Genomic DNA, 19,839 nt, shown 5'->3' on the forward strand with positions numbered 1-19,839 from the left:
TTTTTTCCTACATTAATTCATATAATTTTTTACGCTCACTTGAGCTTCCTATACCAAGTTGCATACGGTATTTTGTGATGGTTCTACGCCCTAGCTGTACGCTTGGAAATTCTTTTTGAGTAAGTTCAAGAATTTTCAAATCACTTAAAGGTTTTTTAGGATTTTCTTTTTTTATTAGATTGCTAAGAAAATCTTTAATGGTCGCATTGGAGGTTTCTCCATCATCGACAGCGGTGGTAAAGAAAGACTTTAAAGGTATTAAGCCTCTATCGCAACTTAGGTATTTATTTGCAATGGCTCTTGAGATAGTAGAAGCATTTCTTTCAAGGTCTTGCGCTAAGTCTTTAAGTTGCATAGGCTTGATATCCCCGCCCATGAAAAAATCATATTGATATTCTATGATCATAAGTCCTAATTTATAAAGAGTGGCTTTGCGCATAGCTAATGCATCAATTAAATTTTTAGCATCTTTTAGATAAGCACTTAAAAACTCATGATCTAAGCCATCTGCTTCAAAAGCAATTTCTGGGTAATAATCATCGTTGATTTTGATTTTAATTTCGCCATTTTCTTGATAGATAAATATATCAGGAATGATTTCCATACTTTCTTCAAAGTACTCTAAAAAAGGCGGAAAAGAAATTTTTTTAATTACAGCTATGGCTTGTTTATATAAAGGATCTTTGATGAAGTCTTTAGCGTTTTCTAAATTTAAAATTAGCATTTTGCAAAATTCATAAAGTTCATCATCTAAGTCAAAATGCTCCAACGCAAAAATAAGGGCTTCTTGCTGGTCCTTTGCCCCTACTCCAATAGGATCAAGATATTTAAACCTTTGTCTGATTTTTTCTACTTCCGTAGGATCAAATTCGCCTAAAATTTCCTCATCATACTCAAAATAACCCTCATGATTTAAACACTCTATGATTTTTTCTGCAATGGTTTGGGATTTTTGTGTAGGAAAAAATGGAGGTATGATTTGCTCGTTTAAAAGTTCATATACATTTTTTACTTCTAAACTTTTTGCATCAATCATTTGAGTGGTTGTATTTTTACTGAAGTATTCTTGAAAGTATTTGTTTTGGTTGTTTGTAATGCTTGAGTTTTCTTTTACTTCTATAAAGGGATTTTCTTTTGCAAATTCATCTAGGCTTTCTTTTAAATCTTCAATATTAGCTTGTAGTATAGGAAGCCAAGATCTTAAAGTTTGCGATAGTTTTGCTTTTTGCGTTATAGAGGTTTTTTGTTTAAGCATTATTCAAGTCTAAACTCACTTCCAAGATAATATTTTTTAACATCTTCATTATGTGCGATTTCATTTGCATTGCCACTAGCAAGCAATTTTCCGCTTTTGATTACATAAGCTCTATCGCAAATTGCTAACGTTTCTCTTACGTTGTGATCAGTGATCAAAACACCTATATTCATAGCTTTTAAGTCATTAATCAAGCTTTGAATTTCACTCACTGCAATAGGATCAACTCCTGCAAAAGGCTCATCTAAAAGTAAAAACTTAGGGTCACACATCAGTGATCTTGCTATCTCACAACGCCTTCTTTCGCCCCCACTTAAACTCATGCCTTTTCTGTGTCTAATTGGCTCTATGCTAAGCAATTCTAGCATTTGCTCCACTTTTTGTTCTAATAAATTTTTATCCTTATAGATAATTTGTGCAGCTAAGAGTAAATTTTCTTCAACGCTTAAATCTTTAAATACGCTACTTTCTTGAGGCAAATACCCAATGCCAAGTTTTGCTCTTTTATTAAGCGGTTCTTTTGTGATATCTTGAGAGTCTAAAAACACTTGTCCGCTAGTTGGTAAAATAAGTCCGCATATCATATAAAAACTAGTGGTTTTTCCTGCTCCATTAGGCCCTAAAAGCCCTACGACTTCTCCGCTTTGTACTTCTAGTGAGACATCGTGAATGATTTTTGTTTTTTTGATGATTTTTTCTAAATTTCTAGCTTCTAGCTTACTCATGTATTATGTACTTTCTTTTGTTTTCATAAGGAATAATTTGTAAAATTATATTAAAAATTTGGTATTTATCTAAATATTTTTTTAATTTTTCATCGCCCCACTCCACCAAATGCAAACCTTCTTCAAAAAAATTTTCAATTAAACCATTTTTTAAAAGTCCATCAAAACCTTCTTGATAGATATCATAGTGGTACATTTTACCTTGATGAAAATCATACTCTTGCATAATAGAAAATGTAGGAGAATGAAGCGTTTTTTCCACTCCAAGCAACTTTGCATAAGCTTGTACTAGAGTAGTTTTACCACTTGCTAAGTCTCCTTGAAGTAAAACAACCCCGTTTTTAGGTAAAACCATACATAATTGATCTAGTTCATTTTGACTTAAAATCATTTCTTTCATTGAATTTTCACCACATATTTTTCTTGCATAGCCTTTGGTATGCTTTTGGTTGTTGGTATATCTAAGACTTTATAGATATTGGTGTATTCTATAAATTTAATACTGATTTCATCGCCGACTTTTACTGTTTTACTTGCTTTTGCAACTTGATTATTAATGCTTACTACACCGCTTTTGCACATATCTTCTGAAATAGCACGACGTTTGGTGATATTGACTACATTTAAAAACTTATCTATTCTCATAAAAATATTTTATCAAAAAATACAAGAAAATGTTGCAAAATGTTTTAATATTTTACATTATATTAAGCTAAATTCGTTAAATTTTAAAATTATTTTTACAAAGAGGAAAGATAATGAAAAAAGATATCAAAAAAGTGGTTTTAGCGTATTCTGGTGGACTAGATACAAGTATAATTTTAAAATGGCTACAAGATGAATATAACTGCGAAGTTGTCACTTTTACAGCAGATGTAGGACAAGGTGAAGAGCTAGAACCTGCTAGAAAAAAAGCCTTTTCTTTAGGTGTGAAAGAAGAAAATATTTTTATTCAGGATCTAAAAGATGAATTTGTAAAAGACTATGTATTTCCTATGTTTAGAGCAAATGCTATTTATGAGGGAGAGTATTTACTAGGTACAAGTATAGCAAGACCTTTGATAGCAAAAGCTTTAGTAGAAATTGCAAATAAAACCAACGCAGATGCGATCAGCCATGGGGCAACTGGTAAGGGTAATGATCAGGTGCGTTTTGAGCTAGGTGCATTAGCGTTAAATCCTAACTTGGCTATTATTGCTCCATGGAGAGAATGGGATTTAAATAGCCGTGAAAAACTTTTAGCTTATGCGCAAAAGCATGGAATTGATATCGCTAAAAAACCGGGTAAGTCGCCTTATTCTATGGATGCGAATTTACTGCATATTTCTTATGAGGGTTTGGTGCTTGAAGACCCTGCGGTTAAACCTGAAGTAGATATGTGGCGTTGGGTGAAAGACTTAAAAGACACCCCAAATGAAAGCGAGATGGTGGAACTAGAGTTTAACAAAGGTGATTTGTGTGCCATAAATGGAGAAAAAATGTCTCCTGCGCAACTTTTAGCTAAACTAAATGAACTTGGTGCAAAACACGGCATAGGTCGTCTTGATATTGTTGAAAATCGCTATGTGGGAATGAAAAGTAGAGGTTGCTATGAAACCCCAGGAGGGACTATATTGTTAAAAGCACACCGTGCTATAGAAAGCATTACTTTAGATAGAGAAGCAGCACATTTAAAAGATGAGTTAATGCCAAAATATGCAAGTTTAATTTATAATGGCTATTGGTTTTCACCTGAAAGATTAATGCTGCAAGCATTGATCGATGAATCACAAAAGTATGTAAATGGTAAAGTTAAACTTGAATTATATAAAGGCAATGTAATAGTAATAGGTAGAGAAAGTGCAAATGATAGCTTGTTTAATGAAGCTTATTGTACTTTTGAAGAAGATGTAGTGTATGATCAAAAAGATGCACAAGGCTTTATACGATTGAATGCGTTGAGATTTATCATCGCAGGTAAAAATGGAAGAAAATTCTAATAAAGGACAAAAATGAAAGTATTGTTAATCAAAGATGTAAAAAGCTTAGGAAAAGCAGGAGAAGTTAAAGAAGTTAAAGATGGTTATGGGCAAAATTTTTTAATTGCGAAAGGTTTTGCTAAAGCTGCTACACATGAGGTTTTAAAGCAATATGAGGCTGAGCAAAAGAAAAAGGCTGAAAATTTAAGATTTGAGCTTGCAAATTTGGAAAAACTAAAAGAAGAGTTATCTAAAATCACGATTTGTATAGCTAAACCTGTGGGAGCTAATGGAAGTTTGTTTGGTGGGGTTACCAAAGATGAAATTGCTCATGCATTAAAAGATCAAAAAGGTATAGAGCTTGATAAAAAAAGCTTAGAATGTGACACGATAAAAGAGCTTGGCTTGCATACAATTTCAGTAAAGTTAGGACATGCGATCCATGCTTTATTTAAGCTAGAGGTTAAAGGAGAGTAATGTTTCACGCGACTACAATTTTAGCTTATAAAGGCAAAAATAAGTCTGTTATAGGTGGAGATGGACAAGTAAGTTTTGGAAATACTGTTTTAAAAAACAATGCGGTGAAAATTAGAAAATTAAATAATGGTAAAGTATTGGCAGGCTTTGCAGGAAGTACTGCTGATGCTTTTAATCTTTTTGATATGTTTGAAAAATTACTTTCTAGTTCTAAGGGTGACTTGCTAAAAGCTGCCATAGACTTTTCTAAAGAATGGCGCAAAGATAAATACTTAAGAAAGCTTGAAGCTATGATGCTTGTGCTTGATAGAGATCATATATTTTTACTTTCAGGAACTGGAGATGTAGTAGAACCTGAAGATGGTGCTATAGCTGCTATTGGAAGTGGTGGCAACTACGCGCTTTCTGCTGCAAGAGCCTTGGCTAAGCATTCTAGTTTAGATGAGGAAGAATTAGTAAAAGAAAGTTTACAAATAGCTGGTGAAATTTGCATTTACACTAATACAAATATTAAAACTTATGTAATTGAGGATGATAAATGAATTTAACTCCAAAAGAGATTGTAAAATTTTTAGATGATTATGTGATTGGACAAAAAAACGCTAAAAAAATCATAGCAATAGCTTTAAGAAATCGTTATAGAAGAATGCAACTTAGTCCTGAACTGCAAGATGATATCATGCCAAAAAACATCTTGATGATAGGATCAACTGGGGTTGGTAAAACAGAGATTGCAAGACGCCTTGCTAAGATGATGGGGCTTCCTTTTGTTAAAGTTGAGGCAAGCAAGTACACTGAAGTTGGTTTTGTTGGGCGTGATGTAGAAAGTATGGTTAGGGATTTAGCAAATGCTGCTTTAAATTTAGTAAAAAATGAAGAAAAAGAAAAAAACAAAGAAAAAATTAACGAGTTTATAGAAAATAAAATTTTAGAAAAACTCTTACCGCCTCTACCAAAAGGCATTAGCGAAGAAAAGCAAGAAGAGTATCAAAATTCTTTAGAAAAAATGCGCGCAAAATTACAAGCGGGTGATTTAGATGATAGCGTGATAGAAGTTGAAATTTCACAAAGTGTGTTTGACACCAACCCAAACTTACCACCTGAAATGGGTGCTATGCAAGACATTGTTAAAGTGATTGGTGTGGGTAATAAAAAAGTTAAAAAAGAAATGAAAGTTAAAGACGCAAGAATAGCCTTAGCCCAAGAAGCGAGTGAGAAAATTCTTGATATGGAAAGCATTAAAGGCGAGGCTTTAAGAAGAGCGGAAAATGAAGGGATTATTTTTATCGATGAGATAGATAAGGTAGCAGTTTCAAGCTCTAATTCTAATCGCCAAGATCCAAGTAAAGAAGGTGTGCAAAGAGACTTACTTCCTATAGTTGAAGGTAGCACTATACAAACTAAATTCGGGCCTTTAAGAACTGATCATATTTTATTTATCGCAGCAGGTGCGTTTCATTTAAGCAAGCCAAGTGATTTGATCCCTGAACTTCAAGGGCGTTTTCCTTTGAGAGTAGAGCTTGATTCATTAGATGAGGAAGCATTATATGCGATTTTAACAAGACCTAAAAACTCATTGCTAACACAATATATTGAGCTTTTAAAAACTGAAAAAGTGGAATTAGTTTTTGAAGATGATGCGATTAGAGAAATAGCAAAAATAGCAAGCAAAGCAAATGAAGAAATGCAAGATATCGGCGCAAGACGCTTACATACGGTAGTAGAAAAACTTTTGGAAGATATAAGCTTTGAAGCAGATGAATATGCTGGTAAAGTTTATAAAATAGATGATTTTAAAGTGCAAGTTAAACTTGGAGATATCATAGAAAACAAAGATCTAGCTAGGTATATCTTGTGAGAAGTGGCTTTGTTAGTATAGTGGGTAGAACTAATGCAGGAAAAAGTTCTATCCTTAATTCTTTATTAGAAGAAAAAGTGGCGATGGTTTCTCACAAACAAAATGCTACAAGAAGAAAAATCAATGCCATTGTCATGCATGAAGATCATCAGCTTATCTTTATAGATACGCCTGGTTTGCATGCAAGTTCTAAGGCTATGAATCAACTTATGATAGATTTGGCGATTAAAAGCATTGCTGATTGTGATGTGATTTTATTTGTAGCTAGTATTTATGATGATATTAAAGATTATGAAAATTTTTTAAGTTTAAATCCCAAAGTGCCACATATTGTATTAATCAATAAAGTTGATTTGGTAAAAAAGGAAATTTTACTGAAAAAACTAAGCGAATATGCTCGATTTAGTTCCCATTTTAGCGCTATTATCCCCTATTCTGCAAAGCAAAAATTTTATAAAAAAATTCTTCTAGATGAGATGGTTAAGTATTTGCCTGAACATCCGTATTATTTTGATCCTGAATTTATCACTACAACAAATGAAAAAGATATCTACAGAGATTTTATTTTAGAAGCGATATATGAGAATTTAAGTGATGAAATTCCATACACCACTGAAGTCAAAATAGAAAAAATCAAAGAACTAGATCAAATTTATCACATCAATGCCACAATCATCACAGATAGCAATTCGCATAAAGGAATGATACTAGGCAAAGATGGCGCAACGATTAAACGCATAGGAAAAGAAGCTAGGATAAAAATAGAAAAATTAGCACAAAAAAAGGTAATGCTAAAATTGTTCGTCCAACTTGAAAAAAATTGGCATAAAAACGAGCAAAATCTTAAAAAAATCCTTTATGATGAGTAAAAGGTCTATTTTAAAGGATTTTTTGGCTTATGAAAAACTTCTTTATATTAGATTTACAAAACTAACAAGCGAAGATGAGATTTTAAGCAAAAGCTTCAGTGAGTTAGGAGTTAAAGATGATTTTTCTTATAAAATAGAATATTTTCTAGATGATGATTTTACACATGTTTTTTTAACCCAACGTGAGAATGTTTCAAGTAAAGACTTTTTGATCCCAGAGCCTTTGCTTTTTGGGGTGTATTTTAATAAAGCTAAAAGCTTAAATAATTTGGTTTTATTGTTTAAAAAACAATACATAGTCTTAATAGACTACCTAGGAAGTGACTTTAAAAACTGCAAAATACTGCCTTTAAATGCTTATAATGAGACCTATCAAGCTAAATTGCAAAATATTTATGAAAATATTATCAGCATAGATGATACGAAAAATATCAGTATATTTAAAAAATTAGAAAGTAAGCTTTTATATCCAAAACTACTTGAAGAAATCAGCTTTGCAAAGATTAACTTTGCTAAAAAAGAATCATTGGTTTATTTTAAATCTTATAGCTTTAAAGCTTTGCTTTTGTTTTTTTGTGGAGTTTTTTTGGCTATGATGTATCCTAGTTATTTGTATATACAAGCCTTATCAAATACGAAAGAAAATTTCCAGTTAAAAAGCCTTATTCAAAATGAAAGTGAAAAATTAAAACACCTCCAGCTACAGCAAAAAACAAATGAGGTGATTTTAAAGACACAAAATGAAAATCAGAAAAAAATAAAATCATTGCAAAAAATTTATTCTCATACGCTTTGCTATAGAGATTTTTATAATTTCTTATCAGTGTTAAATTTTTATCAAATTCCTATAGAGGCTTTATCTATAAAAGATAATATTTTTACTATAGAGCTAATAAAAGATGATGATTTTTATGATGAATTTAAAAAATACTCATTTATTTTAAAAAACAAAGAAGTCAAACATGGAAAAACCATTCTTGTATTTGAAAAAAATCTTTGATGATTTAGAAAATATCCTTTTTGCTTTATCTAAACGTGAATTGATATTAGCATTTATCATGGTTTTTTTGCTTGGATTTTTTGTAGTTTATATTAGTGTATATAGGGCTTTTGAAGCTAGGTTGCAATCATCACAAAATGAACTTTTTGAGTTAAAAAGTCAGTATCAACAAATACAAGATTTAATCGCTATACATGATGAAAAAATCGAATTTTTAGATGAAAATTTGAGTTTAGAAGAAAGCAAGGATTATCAAAGTGTTTTAAAGCACATTGAGCAAAGTCTTAGTCAAATTCAAGCAAAAGAATTACAAATTCAAAGTCATAAAGTACAAGATAAATATTTTGCATATTATGAAGTGAGGTTAAATTTCAAAAGTGATTTTTATAGCTTAATGCAATTTTTACAAAATTTAGATCCTTATGTGAAAGTTAGACAAATGGAGCTCGTAAAAGATAAAAATGACTTAAAAATTATACTAAATCTTGTTTTTACTCTAGTATAAAAATGATTTTTTTGATAAAATTTGACTAAACATGGCAAGCGATCGCTTCTTTAGAAGAGGAAAGTCCGAGCTGCAATAAGACAAAGATTCCATCTAATGGATGGCTAGGGCAACCTAAGGGAAAGTGCAACAGAAAGAAAACTACCATATTTTATATGGAAAAGGTGAAACGGTAGAGTAAGAGCCTACCAGTAACTTTGGTAACAAAGTTAGCTATGTAAACCCAATCTGCAGCAAGAAGGGGTGGTTTTAGTCTTATGATATAACCCTTCGCTTGAACTTGTTTGCAAAAACAAGTCTAGATAAATGATCGCTCTTGACAGAACTCGGCTTATCGCCATGTTTTACTTCATGTAAGCAGAAGCTTTTTTGAGTTTTTTTAAGTTAAGAGCCACTTCATCTTGCTTTTTCTTCATAAAAGCTATGGCCTCATTGGTTAATGCCAAAGCTTCATTAGGACAGTCATTAAAATCAGGTTTTTCTATGAGTTTGACTATTTTTTCTACATCTTCAGTATAAACAGCTAGTTTAAACTCATCTATCCATTTTTTTTCACTCATTTTTGATGTACTTCCCTCCAAGCTTCCAATAAGCCTTTTACAACATTAATCACTTCATCTACCCTAGCTTCATTATTTTCTATATTTGCTAAAGAAAGAAGTTGTAATTCTCTAGTATATAAGCCACTAAGGTAGTGTGCTACTTCTCCACCTTTTTCATAATCAAGACAGTTAAGTAGCTCAATAAAAATAGCACTAGCTCTTTTTACATAATATACTCTTTCTTCTATATTGTCATTTTGTATGGCTATTTTTATTCTACTAGAAAAACGTAAAATCCCACTATATAACATCTCGATTAATTTTTCTTGAGATTCTACTCCGGTTTGATTTTGCGAATATGCGTTATAAACTGCACTATTTAGCATTAATTTCCTTTCTTAAATTATGAACCTTGGTTATTTGCTGCGTTGATCATGTTTGAAATAACGCTTGCTTGATTGTTTAATTTTGCGATGATACCATCATAAGCAGCCCATCTAGACCACATCGTATCGTATCTATCTTCTATGGTTTTTTTAGTTGATTCGATGGTTTCGTTTAGGTTTTTAGATTCTTTTGTTAGGGATTCTTTGTAACCACCAAATGAGCCATCAGAACTCATGATTTCTCCCATGGTGTTTTTTAACACCCCAAAAGTTCCTGTTTCTTCTTTGTAAACTGAATAAATGGTTCTAGAGCTTAAGCCAAATTTTTTCAAAAATTCACTATCGCCCTTGATTTCAAGGTTGCTACCTGAAGTTCCTTTGATTTTAAACTGGATTTGCTGTCCTTCTTTACCTTGATTGATGATTTCAAAACTAGCTTCTAAGCCTTCTAAGCCAAAACTATTGATATGTTCTACTAGATTTTTAGCTTTTTCTATGTCATCAGCACCAGTAAGTGTAAAAGGATCCCCATTTACCGTTTTACTTAAATCAATCGTTTCATCATTATAAGTGATGGTAAATTTACCTTCTTCAAATTTTATATCTTCTTCACCAAGATTACTCACCCTATCGCCCACTAGGTCAATATCTTCAAAGCCATTGCTTCCTACGAAAAATTTCTCAGCCATTTGCGGATCTTCATTAAATTTAGAGTTAAACTTACCTGAATCAAAAGTTAAAACCCCATCATTTAAAGTCAAACCATAATCTGCCAAAGACAAGCTTACTTTTGAAGAAACTTTAATCCCTTCTGAGCTGTCGCTATCACCAACGATAACTGTTCCATCAACGGTGATGGTTTGAAGTAGGATGTTGTTGATTTGAGATTTGATGTTGTAAATTTCACTTACACCGACAAAGTTTCCTTTTGTCCCTGCATCAGGGTCAAATTTGGTCGCTGCGTTGAGATTGATCATCAAGTCATTGTAAGCTGTAGCTAGGCTTTCTAAAGACTGTGCGATAGATTCTGTATCTTGAGTGACATTGAAACTAATCTCACCTTTTTGTTTTAACTCCAAAGTGATGTCAGGACCTATGTCAGTGATAGTGTTGGTTGGTCTTGTCATCTTCACACCATCTACACTAAAGATAGCATCCATACCTTTTTGAATGTGGTTTTCATTGTCTGCTTTTACATTGTAACCTTGTGGTGTGCTATTATCTAAAGTAATTCCAAATTTACTACTAAGCAAAGATGTAGCTTTTTCATCTCTAGTATAATTTGCTTGATCGATGTTGCCATCTTTATCTACTGCATAACCTCCATCAAAAAGGCTTAGTTCGCCACCATTGGTAGCTCTAAAAGTAAAACTACCATTTTCACCAAAACTTAATTCTACTTTTCCATTGGTTTGTTTTTTTAAATCTTCTGCTAAGCTTTTATAAGTAGTGTTTTCATCAATATTAATGGTAAATCTATCATATCTTTCGCCATTTTTTATAACAAAAGTTAAAGAAGTGCTTTCTCCTTTAGATAAAAGCTTATCTTCTTGATTTATATTGTTAATCGAGCTAGTAATTTTGTCTTTATCTTTATCTCCGGCACCTGTTGGTCTAAATCCATATAAACCGCCTGCGCTAATGCTATTTTTATCAAGTTCCCAGCCCATAGCTTTTAAAAGCTCATCATCACCTGAAAAAGAGATGTTGTTTTTTGTTCCTGTTTCGGTGCTTTGTACGACTAAGCGGTATGGATTATCTCTGTCTCCGGTGTTAACAAGCTTAGCTTCTATTTTGCCACCGGTGGCTGCGTTGATCTTTTCAGCAAGCTGAGCCACAGTTGTACTTTGGTCTATGTCGATCTTATAGTCTTTTCCATCTTGAGTGATAGTAAAAGAAGTTTTACCACTTTCATCACCTTTTATACCCAAACTACCCATAACGGTAGCAGATTTATCCCTAAAGCCATTACTTTGATATACATCTTTTTGGGCTAGTTGATCTACGATCACTTTCATATTAGTAAGGTTAGATAAGGATCCTACTACTAAGCTCGCAGCGGCACTATCTCCACTTACGCTAGGAGATACTTTCTTTTTGTTAAACTGAGAGGTATCCCCTAGGCTATTAACAGCAGTTTGGAAAGCAAGTAACTTCGCTTCAAGCTCTGCTAAGTCTTTTTGTCTTGAAGTGTTGGTTTCAAGTTGTGTATTATAAAGACTCAAGTGAGCATTCATCTCTGCTTCTTTGAGTTTATTTAAAGTGTCACTTGTTAAAACACCTGAACCTATCCCTAAACTTCCTAAACTACCTACTGCCATTGTTAACTCTCCTTATCAAAAATAGTGCCAATAACACCTTTAAAATACTCTATCAGCTTCATAACCTCTTCACTAGGAATTTTGCGTATGAGCCTGCCAGTATCTTTTTCGGTCACATTCACATACATTTCGTTGATTTTATCATTGTACGCAAAACGCACATTTGTTTCTAAAGTTTCCATTTGCTGGTTTAACTTTTCTGTTGCATTTTTCAACTTATCGTTTAAATTCTCATCTTGATCTTTTAAATCATTTTGTTGCTTGCTTTCTTGTTGAGATGTTTTTTCTGCACCCTTTGTATTAAAATGAGTGATATTTGCATCTCTTTGAATGTTACCAATGTCCATTTTAAACTCCTTTTTAAAAGACTTCAAAATACACTATCGACACAATTTTAAAAAACTTAATATTTAGATTAAAAATCTATATTTTTTACAAGCAAAAAGTGTTCTCAAAAAGCCCGAAATTAAAAAATTTCAAACTTTTTGAAGAATTTTTCATCATTAGGAAGTAATTTTTTTGCAATGAGCTTATCGATAACTTCTTTAGAGCAATTAGTCATTAAAGGCCATGCTTTATGATAATCTTCTAGTAAACCTTTGTTTGTCGCATCAATCCCAACACAATCTTTTTTTATAAAAATGTCTCTTTTTGCATCGATATTGTTTACGATACGCCATACTAGCATGTAAGGGTTTTCTAAAATAGCATCTTGATCTAAAAAGGCTAAAATTCTAAAGTGTTTTTTATAAATTTGTAGTTTTTCAAATACTTGAGCAATTTTTTCTTTTTTATCAATCAAAACTACGCTAATTGGTGCGAAAGTTTGAGTGTAGAATTGTTTTAAATTTAAAATACTTGAATCTTTCTCTTTAAATAATTGAAGTAAAGTTTCATCTTTTAAAATTTCTAGTTCTACTTTTTTTTCATCACCGCATGCATCAAGCCCTGCTTTCCCACCATAACAGTAGGTATTTGAAGCATGATCGAGTTGATCGCAAATTCCTTCACTAATAAGTAATTTTTCTTCATCAAAACGATCGAGTATATAAGGTATGAGTTTGTCATAGTCTTTTAATGAAGGTGCGTTTTCATCTACGAAAATAGCATGTTTAACAAAACTCATTTGCCCTACACCCCAAAATGTATGCATGATTTGTTTTGCGTGCGCAGGGTATTTTGCTTCTATTTTGGCTAAGATTAAGTTGTGAAATACCCCGTTTTCTGGCATGTTATAATCGATCAAATCAGGTGCGTTAGTTTGAAGTAAAGGTAAAAAAACTCTTTCGGTGCCAAGTCCCATGTACTTGTCTTCTAATGGAGGTTTTCCTACGACAGTAGCTTGATAGATTGCATTTTTTTTAGCAAAAATTTTCTCTACTTTTAATACAGGACAAAGTTCAACCGGAGTGTAAAATCCCGTGTGATCTCCAAAAGGCCCCTCAGGTGCAAATTCATTAGGATCAACAAAGCCTTCTATCACAAAATCACTATCATAAGGCACATAAAGTGGGTTGCTCTTGCACTTTGCTAAAATGGCAGGTTTTTTCTTGATGAAACCATAAAGCAAAAGCTCAAAAATTCCTTTTGGTAAAGGTGCTTGTCCACACCAAATATACAAAGGATCGCCACCTATGGCTATACTAACTGGCATTTTTTGATTTGCTTTTTTGTACTCATGAAAAAAATGACTCGCATCTTTATGAATTTGCCAATGCATAAGCAAAGTTTTATCATCAACAACTTGCAAGCGATACATCCCAAGGTTGTTTTGTTTACCATCTAAACTTTGAGTGTAAACTTGCCCCATAGTGATAAAAGGTGCAGCATCTTTTTCCCAGGTTTTTAAAATAGGAATATCACTTAAAGAATTTAAACTTTTATAGGTGAATTCTCCTTCTTTTTTAATGCGTTTAGGTGGGATATTTTTTAGATCTAATAAAGTCTTGAAAAAATTTAATTTTGCACCAAAACTTTGCGGAATATGCATTTTCAATAAAGAGCTAATTTCTTTAGCTACTTCTTCATGATCTCTTCCAAAAGCTAAATTTAAAGCTTTTTCATTACAAAAAGTATTTAAAAGCACCGGATAGTCATACTTTTTGCCATTTTTTACCCCATGAGTAAAAAGTAAAGCTTTAGAATCTTCCTTTTTGACTTCTATATAAGCTAAATGCGCCATTTCAAGATCAACATCAACAGGATCATTGATGATTTTCAATAGATGATTTTTTTTCAAAAGTTCTATAAATTTTTGCATTTATATCATACTCTCTGCTTCTTTTAAAATTTCTCTTGCCCCTTTTGCTATCATTTCTTTAGCCAAAAGTTCACCTGCGTTAACATAGTCTTGTTTTTTAATAACTCTTTTTTCTTTTAGTAATTTACTTGCATCAGGCAAACCTACTATGGCACGAATTTCTATATTATCTTGAAGAATTTTTGCATTGATACCTATAGGTACTTGACAGCCACCTTCTAAGGTTTTGATAAAGTCTCTTTCTATGTGAGTTTCTATAAAGGCATTTTCATCATTTAAGCACTCTAGGTATTTTAAAATTTTTTCATCATCAATACTTTCTATACCTAAAGCACCCTGAGAAGCTGCAGGTATCATCTCATCAAGCTCAAAAGCTTTGACATATTTAATTGTTTTGTCTAAACCTAAACGTTTAATACCGGCCAATGCTAAGATAATTGCGTCAAATTCTTTTGCTTTAAGTTTTTCTAAGCGTGAGTTGATATTGCCTCTTAAAGAAATGATATTTAAATCAGGTCTTAATGCTAAAAGTTGCATTCTTCTTCTAAGGCTTGTGGTGCCAACTTTTGCACCTTTTGGAAGTGCAGTTAGGTTTTCATAATGTTCACTTAAAAAAGCATCGTTTACAACCTCTCTTTTTGAAATAGCAGCTAAAACTAGACCATCAGGAAAAAAACTTGGCACATCTTTTAAGCTATGTACAGCCAAATGCGAATCGCCTCTTAACATGCTTTCTTCAAGTTCTTTTGTGAAAAGTCCTTTTCCACCTATTTTTGCCAAAGGTGAGTCAAGTAAAACATCACCTTTGGTTTTAAATCCTTCTAGTGTAATTTTTAAATTTGCATGTGTTTGCAGTAATTGTTCTTTTACGTGTTCACTTTGCCATAAAGCAAGTTGACTTTTTCTTGTTGCGATGATTAATTGCATTTTTTATGCTCCTGTATGATTTCTACATCAATGATTTCTTCTTCGTTGTTTGGTGTTTGGTGTTTTTGGGATTTTTTATGAGTGAAAAATTTTAAAACTGCCATGAAAAACAACAACAATATGCCTAAAAATGAACTCAAAATTCCCGGTATTAACAGTAAAATTCCTACTATGGTTAAAGAAAATAATTTAACCATACCAAATAAATTAGTATGGGTATTTTGCATGGTGATGAGATTGGTCCAAGTTTTTGCTAAAAACATTGCCCCTAAAAACATGCTTGCAAAAACTATCATAAAAAAATTTAAAAAACCAAAAAAAACAATAAACAAAACACTTGCAATTAATTCTAAAACCAAAAAAGCACTAAGGTTGACTTTTGCTATCATAAAATTTTCTCTAAGTGTGGAATGATTTCTTGTGTTTTTAACACCTGTTTTTCTAAGGTATTTCTGTGGATTAGCTCAACTTCATCTTTTTCTAAGCCCTTGCCAATAACTAAAGCATAAGGAAATCCCATTAATTCAAAGTCGTTGATTTTTACTCCAAAGCGCTCATTTCTATCATCAAACAACACTTCTTTATCTTTAAAATGGTTATAAATTTGTTCAGCTAATTCCATAGCTTTTGTATCTTTTACATTAGAAACAATGATATCTAAAACAAAAGGTGCTAAGGTTTTATTCCAGATACAACCTTTTTCATCATGACTTGCTTCTATAGCAACAGCTACCAAGCGACTTACCCCCATGCCATAGCAACCCATGGTAAAAAACTGTGCTTTGCCATTTTCATCTAGATAACTTGCATTCATTGCTTTAGAATACTTGCTACCAAGTTTAAAAATATGCCCTACTTCAATACCTTTGCTTTGTTTGAGTTTGTGTTGGCATTTTGGACAAAGATCGTGTTCTTTGACTGCTGCAAGATCTTTAAAGCGTTCTTTGTTTAGATTGACTACGTTAATACCTACTAAATGATAATCTTTTTTGTTAGCCCCGATAATCATATTTGTTTCGTTTTCAAGTTCATGATCGATATAAAAATCAACACCATTTAACCCTACAAAGCCGATAAATCCAGGCACTAAACCTGCTTTTACTAATTCTTCCTCGCTTGCATCGGTTAATTCTAGCGCATTGGCTGCATTAAGTGCTTTAACCTCTTGTAACTCATCATCACCACGCACAAAAAATACCACGATTTTTTCTTCATTTTCATAAATAGCTTTTTTTGCAATAGCCTTAATGGTATAGTAAGAGTTAATCTTGAAAAATTCTGCTAACTCTTCTATGGTTTTTACATTAGGAGTGTGAAATTGTGTTGCAAAATCTGCTTCTGGTCTTTCATCTTGGCAGGTTTTTTTAGCTCTTTTTGCTGCTTCGATATTAGCTGCATAATCACAATGCTCACATAATAATATATCATCTTCGCCATTTTTGGCCAAAACCATAAATTCTTTCGAACCGCTACCACCAATGGCTCCACTATCAGCCTCAACAGCTCTAAATTCAAGCCCTAATCGTGTGAGAATTTTGCTATAAGTCTCGTGCATGAGGTTAAATTCTTTATCTAAATCTGCTTCATTAGCGTGAAAACTATAGCCATCTTTCATTAAAAATTCTCTACATCTTAAAAGTCCAAATCTAGGTCTAGCTTCATCTCTGAATTTCAAGCCAATTTGATATAAGTGTAAAGGAAGTTGTTTGTATGAAGTAACTTTATTTCTAACTAAAGCCACCATAGCTTCTTCGTGGGTTGGTCCTAAAACAAAATCGTTTTCTTTTCTATCTTTAAAGCGTAAAAGTTCTTTGCCAAATACATTAAACCTTCCACTTTCTTTCCAAAGATCAGCTGGGGTGTTAAAACTTAAGTTTACTTCTAGAGCTCCTGCTTTATCCATTTCTTCTTTGATGATGTTTTTGATTTTATCTAAAACTTTTTTTCCTAAAGGTAAAAAATTATACAAGCCACTTCCAATTTGCTCTACAAAAGCACCCTTAACTAAAAATATATGACTTGGTAGCGTGGCATCTTTTGGATTTTCTTTTGTACTTACGGCATAAAATTTACTAAATTTCATGATTATTCTCCAAATTAAATTCACATTTATAAAGGTTTAAACCTTCCATATTTTCATTTTTTAAATCAAATACATAACGCATCGCATTAATCACTGAATCATTTTGCATGGTTCCGCTTAGTTTTTTAAGATTTACACTAGGATGGTGCAAAAAGGCATTCATTACTTGTCTTATAAGCTTTCTTGCTTCTTCATGATTTGAATGTTTTAAATATCCTTTTTTTATAGCTTTTTGTAATTCTATGCTAGCAATTTCATCAGCTTGTAATCGAAGCTGTTTTACTAAAGGTAAGGTTGCTAGCTTGCTTAAATGCTGAAAAAACTCATTAGTCATCACACCTACTATAGAGTAAGCAATTTGCGCTTGATGTTCTCTTAGGGTTAAATTTTTCTTTACCACCTCTTCTAAATCATCAACCGCATAGACGTGGTTTTTTTCATCAGATTTTATATCAATATCTCTAGGTACGGCTATATCAAAAAAATACCTTTTATAGTCTTTTTCTTCTAGCAAATCATGAGTTATGATAGCATGAGGAGCATTAGTAGCACTAAAAAAAACTTCATATTGATTTAAGGCATTTTTTAAATTCGCAATACTTTCACAACTCGCATTTTCACCTAAACATTCACAAAGTTTCCCCGCTTTTTCTATGTCTCTATTAAGTATAAGCACTTTAGCTTTTGCATTTAAAAGGTGCTTACAGGCTAATTCGCTCATTTCACCTGCTCCGATAACCACAGCCGTTTTATTTTCTAAGTTCAATAATTCTTTGGCTTTGGCTACTGCAACAGAAGCAACTGAAATAGGATTTTTTGAAATATCGGTTTGATTTCTTACATTGGCTGCACATTTAAAAGCATAATGAATCGCTCTTGTTAAATGCACTCCACATCTTTGCTCTTGTAGGGCAAACTTATATGCTTCTTTTAATTGGCCAGCAATTTGTGTTTCGCCAATAACCAAGCTATCGAGTGAACTAGCTACGGAAAAAAGATGATGGATGGCACCACTATCCTCATAAAAATCTGCCTTAGATCCAAGATTTTCTTTATCAACATTGCAAAGCAAACTTAAAGTTTTTAAAACATGCTCGCCAACACCTTCTAATTCACCTGCAAAAAGTAAAATTTCAACTCTATTGCAAGTGCTAAGTGCTAGACTTTCTAAAATCTTGTTGTTGGCATGAATGAGTTTTAAAAGTTCTCTTTTTTTGTTTTCGTTGGAGAAGGAAAGCTTTTCTCGAGTGGCAATATCTGTATTTTTATGTGTAAAGCTGATGCAATAATAATGCATTAAAAATCCCTCTCAATCATACTTTTGATAATATCTTCTAAATCTTTTATGTTATATTTTTCTATAGCTTTTAAGGCATTGTTTGCATAGACATTTAGTTCTTGATGGACTTGCTCGAAAATTTGATATTCATGCATTTTATTTTTTATCCAAGCAACTTCACTCTCATTTAAATCTTTTTTATAATAACCTTGTAAGATTGCTTGATCTTGAGGATTTAATTTTTCATATAAATACATATAAGCAAGAGTGGTTTTGCCCTCTTTAAAGTCATTCATAGCGGGTTTTCCTAAGGTTTGTTCATCGCCTTGAATATCCAAAAGATCATCCACAATTTGAAAGGCTAAGCCTAAATTTTTTCCATATTCTGCAAAATCATTTTCATCTAAGCCAGCAAGTATTGCACCGCTTCTTGCACTAGCTTCGATTAAAACTGCAGTTTTATTGTATATCATTTGTAAGTAAGCGTTTTTGTTAGTGTTGAAAGTTTCACTTAAATTTACATCCATTAACTCTCCAATAGAAAGCTTTACTACTGCATTAGAGATAACTTTTGCAAGTTTTAAATCTAAAAGCGAGAGTTCATAAAAAGCTTTTGAATATAAAATATCACCTAACATAATGGCATTTTTTGCGCCAAATTCTGCATTGATCGACTTTACACCTCTTCTAAGTTTTGCCTCATCAATAACATCATCATGTAGCAAACTCGCAGCGTGAATTAATTCTATAATGGCACAAATTTTATAGCTAGTTTCATTTTCATTGGCGATTTTTAAAAGTAATTTTGAGCGTAATTTTTTTCCGCCTTGAAGTTTTGAACTCATCGTTAAAATAGGTTCGTAATTTAACTCTGATAAAAATTCATGCATGTATTGATCGATCTTTTGCACTATGCTTTCCTTAGTTTTCTTATATTGTATTTTATTAAATTTTACTTTAGTTTTGATTAAGAGTGGCTTTTCTAGGGTCTAAAAATTCCACTTCTAGTTTTTTATTTCTATCTTCTATATAAACAGTAAAAATAGCCTCTCCTTTCTTGAAATCACTAAATTCTAGTATTAATCTTGCTCTGTCAATATGAGGATTATTATAATCAGGCACTAAAGTTTGAACCACCCAGTTTAAATTTCTTCTTAAAGACATGACAAATTGTCTGGGGTATTTTTTGTATTTTGAATGTACGATAATATTAGTTTGATCAAACAAAGTCCATGAGAAGTCAAAATGATAGATTTCATCAGGGTAATCAATCTCTTTAATTCTTACACTCGCTTTTTCATCTTTACTTAAGGTAAATTGATAGGTATAGTCAAAAAAAACTTCAGCTTTAAGTAAACTAGAAAATAAAAATATCCACCAAAACCAACGCAAAA

At 32.3% G+C, this 19,839-nt stretch carries 22 protein-coding genes and 1 other RNA gene; 8 read left to right on the plus strand and 15 right to left on the minus strand.

Going from position 1 to position 19,839, the window contains the following annotated elements:
* Window positions 1–7: 7 nt before the first annotated feature.
* Genes CKA54_RS00380 through CKA54_RS00395 form a run of 4 tightly spaced genes read right to left on the minus strand, consistent with a single transcriptional unit; the run spans window position 8 to window position 2,625 of the window.
* The gene (locus CKA54_RS00380; RefSeq protein ID WP_039663635.1) at window positions 8–1,255 is read right to left on the minus strand and encodes an RNA polymerase factor sigma-54; all 1,248 of its coding nucleotides are present in this window, start codon (window positions 1,253–1,255) and stop codon (window positions 8–10) included.
* Window positions 1,255–1,980, minus strand: coding sequence for an LPS export ABC transporter ATP-binding protein (gene lptB / locus CKA54_RS00385; RefSeq protein ID WP_039663638.1), 726 nt, complete (start codon window positions 1,978–1,980; stop codon window positions 1,255–1,257). Before lptB ends, CKA54_RS00380 begins: the two co-directional genes overlap by 1 nt.
* On the minus strand, window positions 1,973–2,380 hold the full coding sequence (tsaE, locus tag CKA54_RS00390; RefSeq protein WP_039663640.1) for a tRNA (adenosine(37)-N6)-threonylcarbamoyltransferase complex ATPase subunit type 1 TsaE: 408 nt from the start codon (window positions 2,378–2,380) through the stop codon (window positions 1,973–1,975). The genes lptB and tsaE overlap by 8 nt, the downstream gene beginning before the upstream one ends.
* Window positions 2,377–2,625 carry an RNA-binding S4 domain-containing protein gene (locus CKA54_RS00395; protein WP_039663642.1) on the minus strand — a complete coding sequence of 83 codons (249 nt, stop codon included), beginning with the start codon at window positions 2,623–2,625 and terminating at the stop codon, window positions 2,377–2,379. The genes tsaE and CKA54_RS00395 overlap by 4 nt, the downstream gene beginning before the upstream one ends.
* A 113-nt stretch (window positions 2,626–2,738) precedes the next feature.
* Between CKA54_RS00395 and CKA54_RS00400 the strand changes: the two genes are divergently transcribed.
* From CKA54_RS00400 to rnpB, 8 genes are all read left to right on the plus strand, one after another.
* Window positions 2,739–3,959 carry an argininosuccinate synthase gene (locus CKA54_RS00400; RefSeq protein WP_120759031.1) on the plus strand — a complete coding sequence of 407 codons (1,221 nt, stop codon included), beginning with the start codon at window positions 2,739–2,741 and terminating at the stop codon, window positions 3,957–3,959.
* A gap of 12 nt (window positions 3,960–3,971) precedes the next feature.
* Complete coding sequence (gene rplI / locus CKA54_RS00405) at window positions 3,972–4,415, plus strand: 50S ribosomal protein L9 (RefSeq protein WP_043019755.1); 444 nt, start codon at window positions 3,972–3,974, stop codon at window positions 4,413–4,415.
* Window positions 4,415–4,957: an ATP-dependent protease subunit HslV gene (gene hslV / locus CKA54_RS00410; RefSeq protein ID WP_120759032.1), complete on the plus strand. Its 543-nt coding sequence runs from the start codon at window positions 4,415–4,417 to the stop codon at window positions 4,955–4,957. The genes rplI and hslV overlap by 1 nt, the downstream gene beginning before the upstream one ends.
* A complete protein-coding gene (hslU, locus tag CKA54_RS00415) occupies window positions 4,954–6,273 on the plus strand; it encodes an ATP-dependent protease ATPase subunit HslU (RefSeq protein WP_120759034.1) in 1,320 nt (439 codons plus the stop codon). Before hslV ends, hslU begins: the two co-directional genes overlap by 4 nt.
* The gene (era, locus tag CKA54_RS00420) at window positions 6,270–7,142 is read left to right on the plus strand and encodes a GTPase Era (protein WP_120759035.1); all 873 of its coding nucleotides are present in this window, start codon (window positions 6,270–6,272) and stop codon (window positions 7,140–7,142) included. The genes hslU and era overlap by 4 nt, the downstream gene beginning before the upstream one ends.
* A 22-nt stretch (window positions 7,143–7,164) precedes the next feature.
* Window positions 7,165–8,142: a hypothetical protein gene (locus tag CKA54_RS00425; RefSeq protein WP_143297918.1), complete on the plus strand. Its 978-nt coding sequence runs from the start codon at window positions 7,165–7,167 to the stop codon at window positions 8,140–8,142.
* Window positions 8,105–8,647 (plus strand): hypothetical protein, encoded by a 543-nt coding sequence (locus tag CKA54_RS00430; RefSeq protein ID WP_120759039.1) that lies wholly within the window; start codon window positions 8,105–8,107, stop codon window positions 8,645–8,647. The genes CKA54_RS00425 and CKA54_RS00430 overlap by 38 nt, the downstream gene beginning before the upstream one ends.
* A 26-nt stretch (window positions 8,648–8,673) precedes the next feature.
* An RNA gene (rnpB, locus tag CKA54_RS00435) (RNase P RNA component class A) lies at window positions 8,674–8,997 on the plus strand.
* On the opposite strand, the gene CKA54_RS00440 is transcribed toward rnpB, so the two are convergent.
* The 11 genes from CKA54_RS00440 to CKA54_RS00490 all read right to left on the minus strand — a co-directional run bounded on the left by CKA54_RS00440 (window position 8,992) and on the right by CKA54_RS00490 (window position 19,837).
* Complete coding sequence (locus tag CKA54_RS00440; protein ID WP_120759041.1) at window positions 8,992–9,207, minus strand: hypothetical protein; 216 nt, start codon at window positions 9,205–9,207, stop codon at window positions 8,992–8,994. The genes rnpB and CKA54_RS00440 overlap by 6 nt on opposite strands.
* The gene (fliS, locus tag CKA54_RS00445) at window positions 9,204–9,575 is read right to left on the minus strand and encodes a flagellar export chaperone FliS (protein ID WP_120759043.1); all 372 of its coding nucleotides are present in this window, start codon (window positions 9,573–9,575) and stop codon (window positions 9,204–9,206) included. Before fliS ends, CKA54_RS00440 begins: the two co-directional genes overlap by 4 nt.
* Window positions 9,576–9,592: 17 nt before the next feature.
* Window positions 9,593–11,896 carry a flagellar filament capping protein FliD gene (fliD, locus tag CKA54_RS00450; RefSeq protein ID WP_120759044.1) on the minus strand — a complete coding sequence of 768 codons (2,304 nt, stop codon included), beginning with the start codon at window positions 11,894–11,896 and terminating at the stop codon, window positions 9,593–9,595.
* A gap of 2 nt (window positions 11,897–11,898) precedes the next feature.
* On the minus strand, window positions 11,899–12,243 hold the full coding sequence (locus CKA54_RS00455; RefSeq protein ID WP_120759046.1) for a FlaG family protein: 345 nt from the start codon (window positions 12,241–12,243) through the stop codon (window positions 11,899–11,901).
* A 119-nt stretch (window positions 12,244–12,362) separates the two neighbouring features.
* Entirely contained in the window at window positions 12,363–14,156 is a 1,794-nt protein-coding gene (locus tag CKA54_RS00460) for a menaquinone biosynthesis decarboxylase (protein WP_120759048.1), read from the minus strand.
* Window positions 14,157–15,083 (minus strand): hydroxymethylbilane synthase, encoded by a 927-nt coding sequence (gene hemC / locus CKA54_RS00465; protein ID WP_120759049.1) that lies wholly within the window; start codon window positions 15,081–15,083, stop codon window positions 14,157–14,159. It lies immediately after the preceding gene.
* Window positions 15,074–15,472 (minus strand): FxsA family protein, encoded by a 399-nt coding sequence (locus CKA54_RS00470; RefSeq protein WP_120759051.1) that lies wholly within the window; start codon window positions 15,470–15,472, stop codon window positions 15,074–15,076. Before CKA54_RS00470 ends, hemC begins: the two co-directional genes overlap by 10 nt.
* Window positions 15,469–17,169 carry a proline--tRNA ligase gene (locus tag CKA54_RS00475; RefSeq protein ID WP_120759296.1) on the minus strand — a complete coding sequence of 567 codons (1,701 nt, stop codon included), beginning with the start codon at window positions 17,167–17,169 and terminating at the stop codon, window positions 15,469–15,471. Before CKA54_RS00475 ends, CKA54_RS00470 begins: the two co-directional genes overlap by 4 nt.
* Window positions 17,156–18,463, minus strand: coding sequence for a glutamyl-tRNA reductase (gene hemA / locus CKA54_RS00480; protein WP_120759052.1), 1,308 nt, complete (start codon window positions 18,461–18,463; stop codon window positions 17,156–17,158). The genes CKA54_RS00475 and hemA overlap by 14 nt, the downstream gene beginning before the upstream one ends.
* Window positions 18,463–19,356 carry a polyprenyl synthetase family protein gene (locus CKA54_RS00485; RefSeq protein ID WP_120759054.1) on the minus strand — a complete coding sequence of 298 codons (894 nt, stop codon included), beginning with the start codon at window positions 19,354–19,356 and terminating at the stop codon, window positions 18,463–18,465. Before CKA54_RS00485 ends, hemA begins: the two co-directional genes overlap by 1 nt.
* Window positions 19,357–19,402: 46 nt before the next feature.
* Window positions 19,403–19,837: an exporting protein gene (locus tag CKA54_RS00490; protein WP_120759056.1), complete on the minus strand. Its 435-nt coding sequence runs from the start codon at window positions 19,835–19,837 to the stop codon at window positions 19,403–19,405.
* Window positions 19,838–19,839 lie beyond the last annotated feature (2 nt).

The sequence above is a fragment of the Campylobacter sp. P255 genome (assembly GCF_003627915.1).
GTDB lineage: Bacteria > Campylobacterota > Campylobacteria > Campylobacterales > Campylobacteraceae > Campylobacter_D.

Coding starts and splice junctions, on each gene's coding strand:
- fliD (WP_120759044.1), bottom strand. CDS start 11,896: ATGGCAGTAGGTAGTTTAGGAAGTTTAGGGATAGGTTCAGGTGTTTTA.
- CKA54_RS00380 (WP_039663635.1), bottom strand. CDS start 1,255: ATGCTTAAACAAAAAACCTCTATAACGCAAAAAGCAAAACTATCGCAA.
- hemA (WP_120759052.1), bottom strand. CDS start 18,463: ATGCATTATTATTGCATCAGCTTTACACATAAAAATACAGATATTGCC.
- CKA54_RS00455 (WP_120759046.1), bottom strand. CDS start 12,243: ATGGACATTGGTAACATTCAAAGAGATGCAAATATCACTCATTTTAAT.
- lptB (WP_039663638.1), bottom strand. CDS start 1,980: ATGAGTAAGCTAGAAGCTAGAAATTTAGAAAAAATCATCAAAAAAACA.
- CKA54_RS00430 (WP_120759039.1), top strand. CDS start 8,105: ATGGAAAAACCATTCTTGTATTTGAAAAAAATCTTTGATGATTTAGAA.
- hemC (WP_120759049.1), bottom strand. CDS start 15,083: ATGCAATTAATCATCGCAACAAGAAAAAGTCAACTTGCTTTATGGCAA.
- hslV (WP_120759032.1), top strand. CDS start 4,415: ATGTTTCACGCGACTACAATTTTAGCTTATAAAGGCAAAAATAAGTCT.
- CKA54_RS00440 (WP_120759041.1), bottom strand. CDS start 9,207: ATGAGTGAAAAAAAATGGATAGATGAGTTTAAACTAGCTGTTTATACT.
- CKA54_RS00395 (WP_039663642.1), bottom strand. CDS start 2,625: ATGAGAATAGATAAGTTTTTAAATGTAGTCAATATCACCAAACGTCGT.
- fliS (WP_120759043.1), bottom strand. CDS start 9,575: ATGCTAAATAGTGCAGTTTATAACGCATATTCGCAAAATCAAACCGGA.
- hslU (WP_120759034.1), top strand. CDS start 4,954: ATGAATTTAACTCCAAAAGAGATTGTAAAATTTTTAGATGATTATGTG.
- CKA54_RS00470 (WP_120759051.1), bottom strand. CDS start 15,472: ATGATAGCAAAAGTCAACCTTAGTGCTTTTTTGGTTTTAGAATTAATT.
- rplI (WP_043019755.1), top strand. CDS start 3,972: ATGAAAGTATTGTTAATCAAAGATGTAAAAAGCTTAGGAAAAGCAGGA.
- CKA54_RS00400 (WP_120759031.1), top strand. CDS start 2,739: ATGAAAAAAGATATCAAAAAAGTGGTTTTAGCGTATTCTGGTGGACTA.
- CKA54_RS00460 (WP_120759048.1), bottom strand. CDS start 14,156: ATGCAAAAATTTATAGAACTTTTGAAAAAAAATCATCTATTGAAAATC.
- tsaE (WP_039663640.1), bottom strand. CDS start 2,380: ATGAAAGAAATGATTTTAAGTCAAAATGAACTAGATCAATTATGTATG.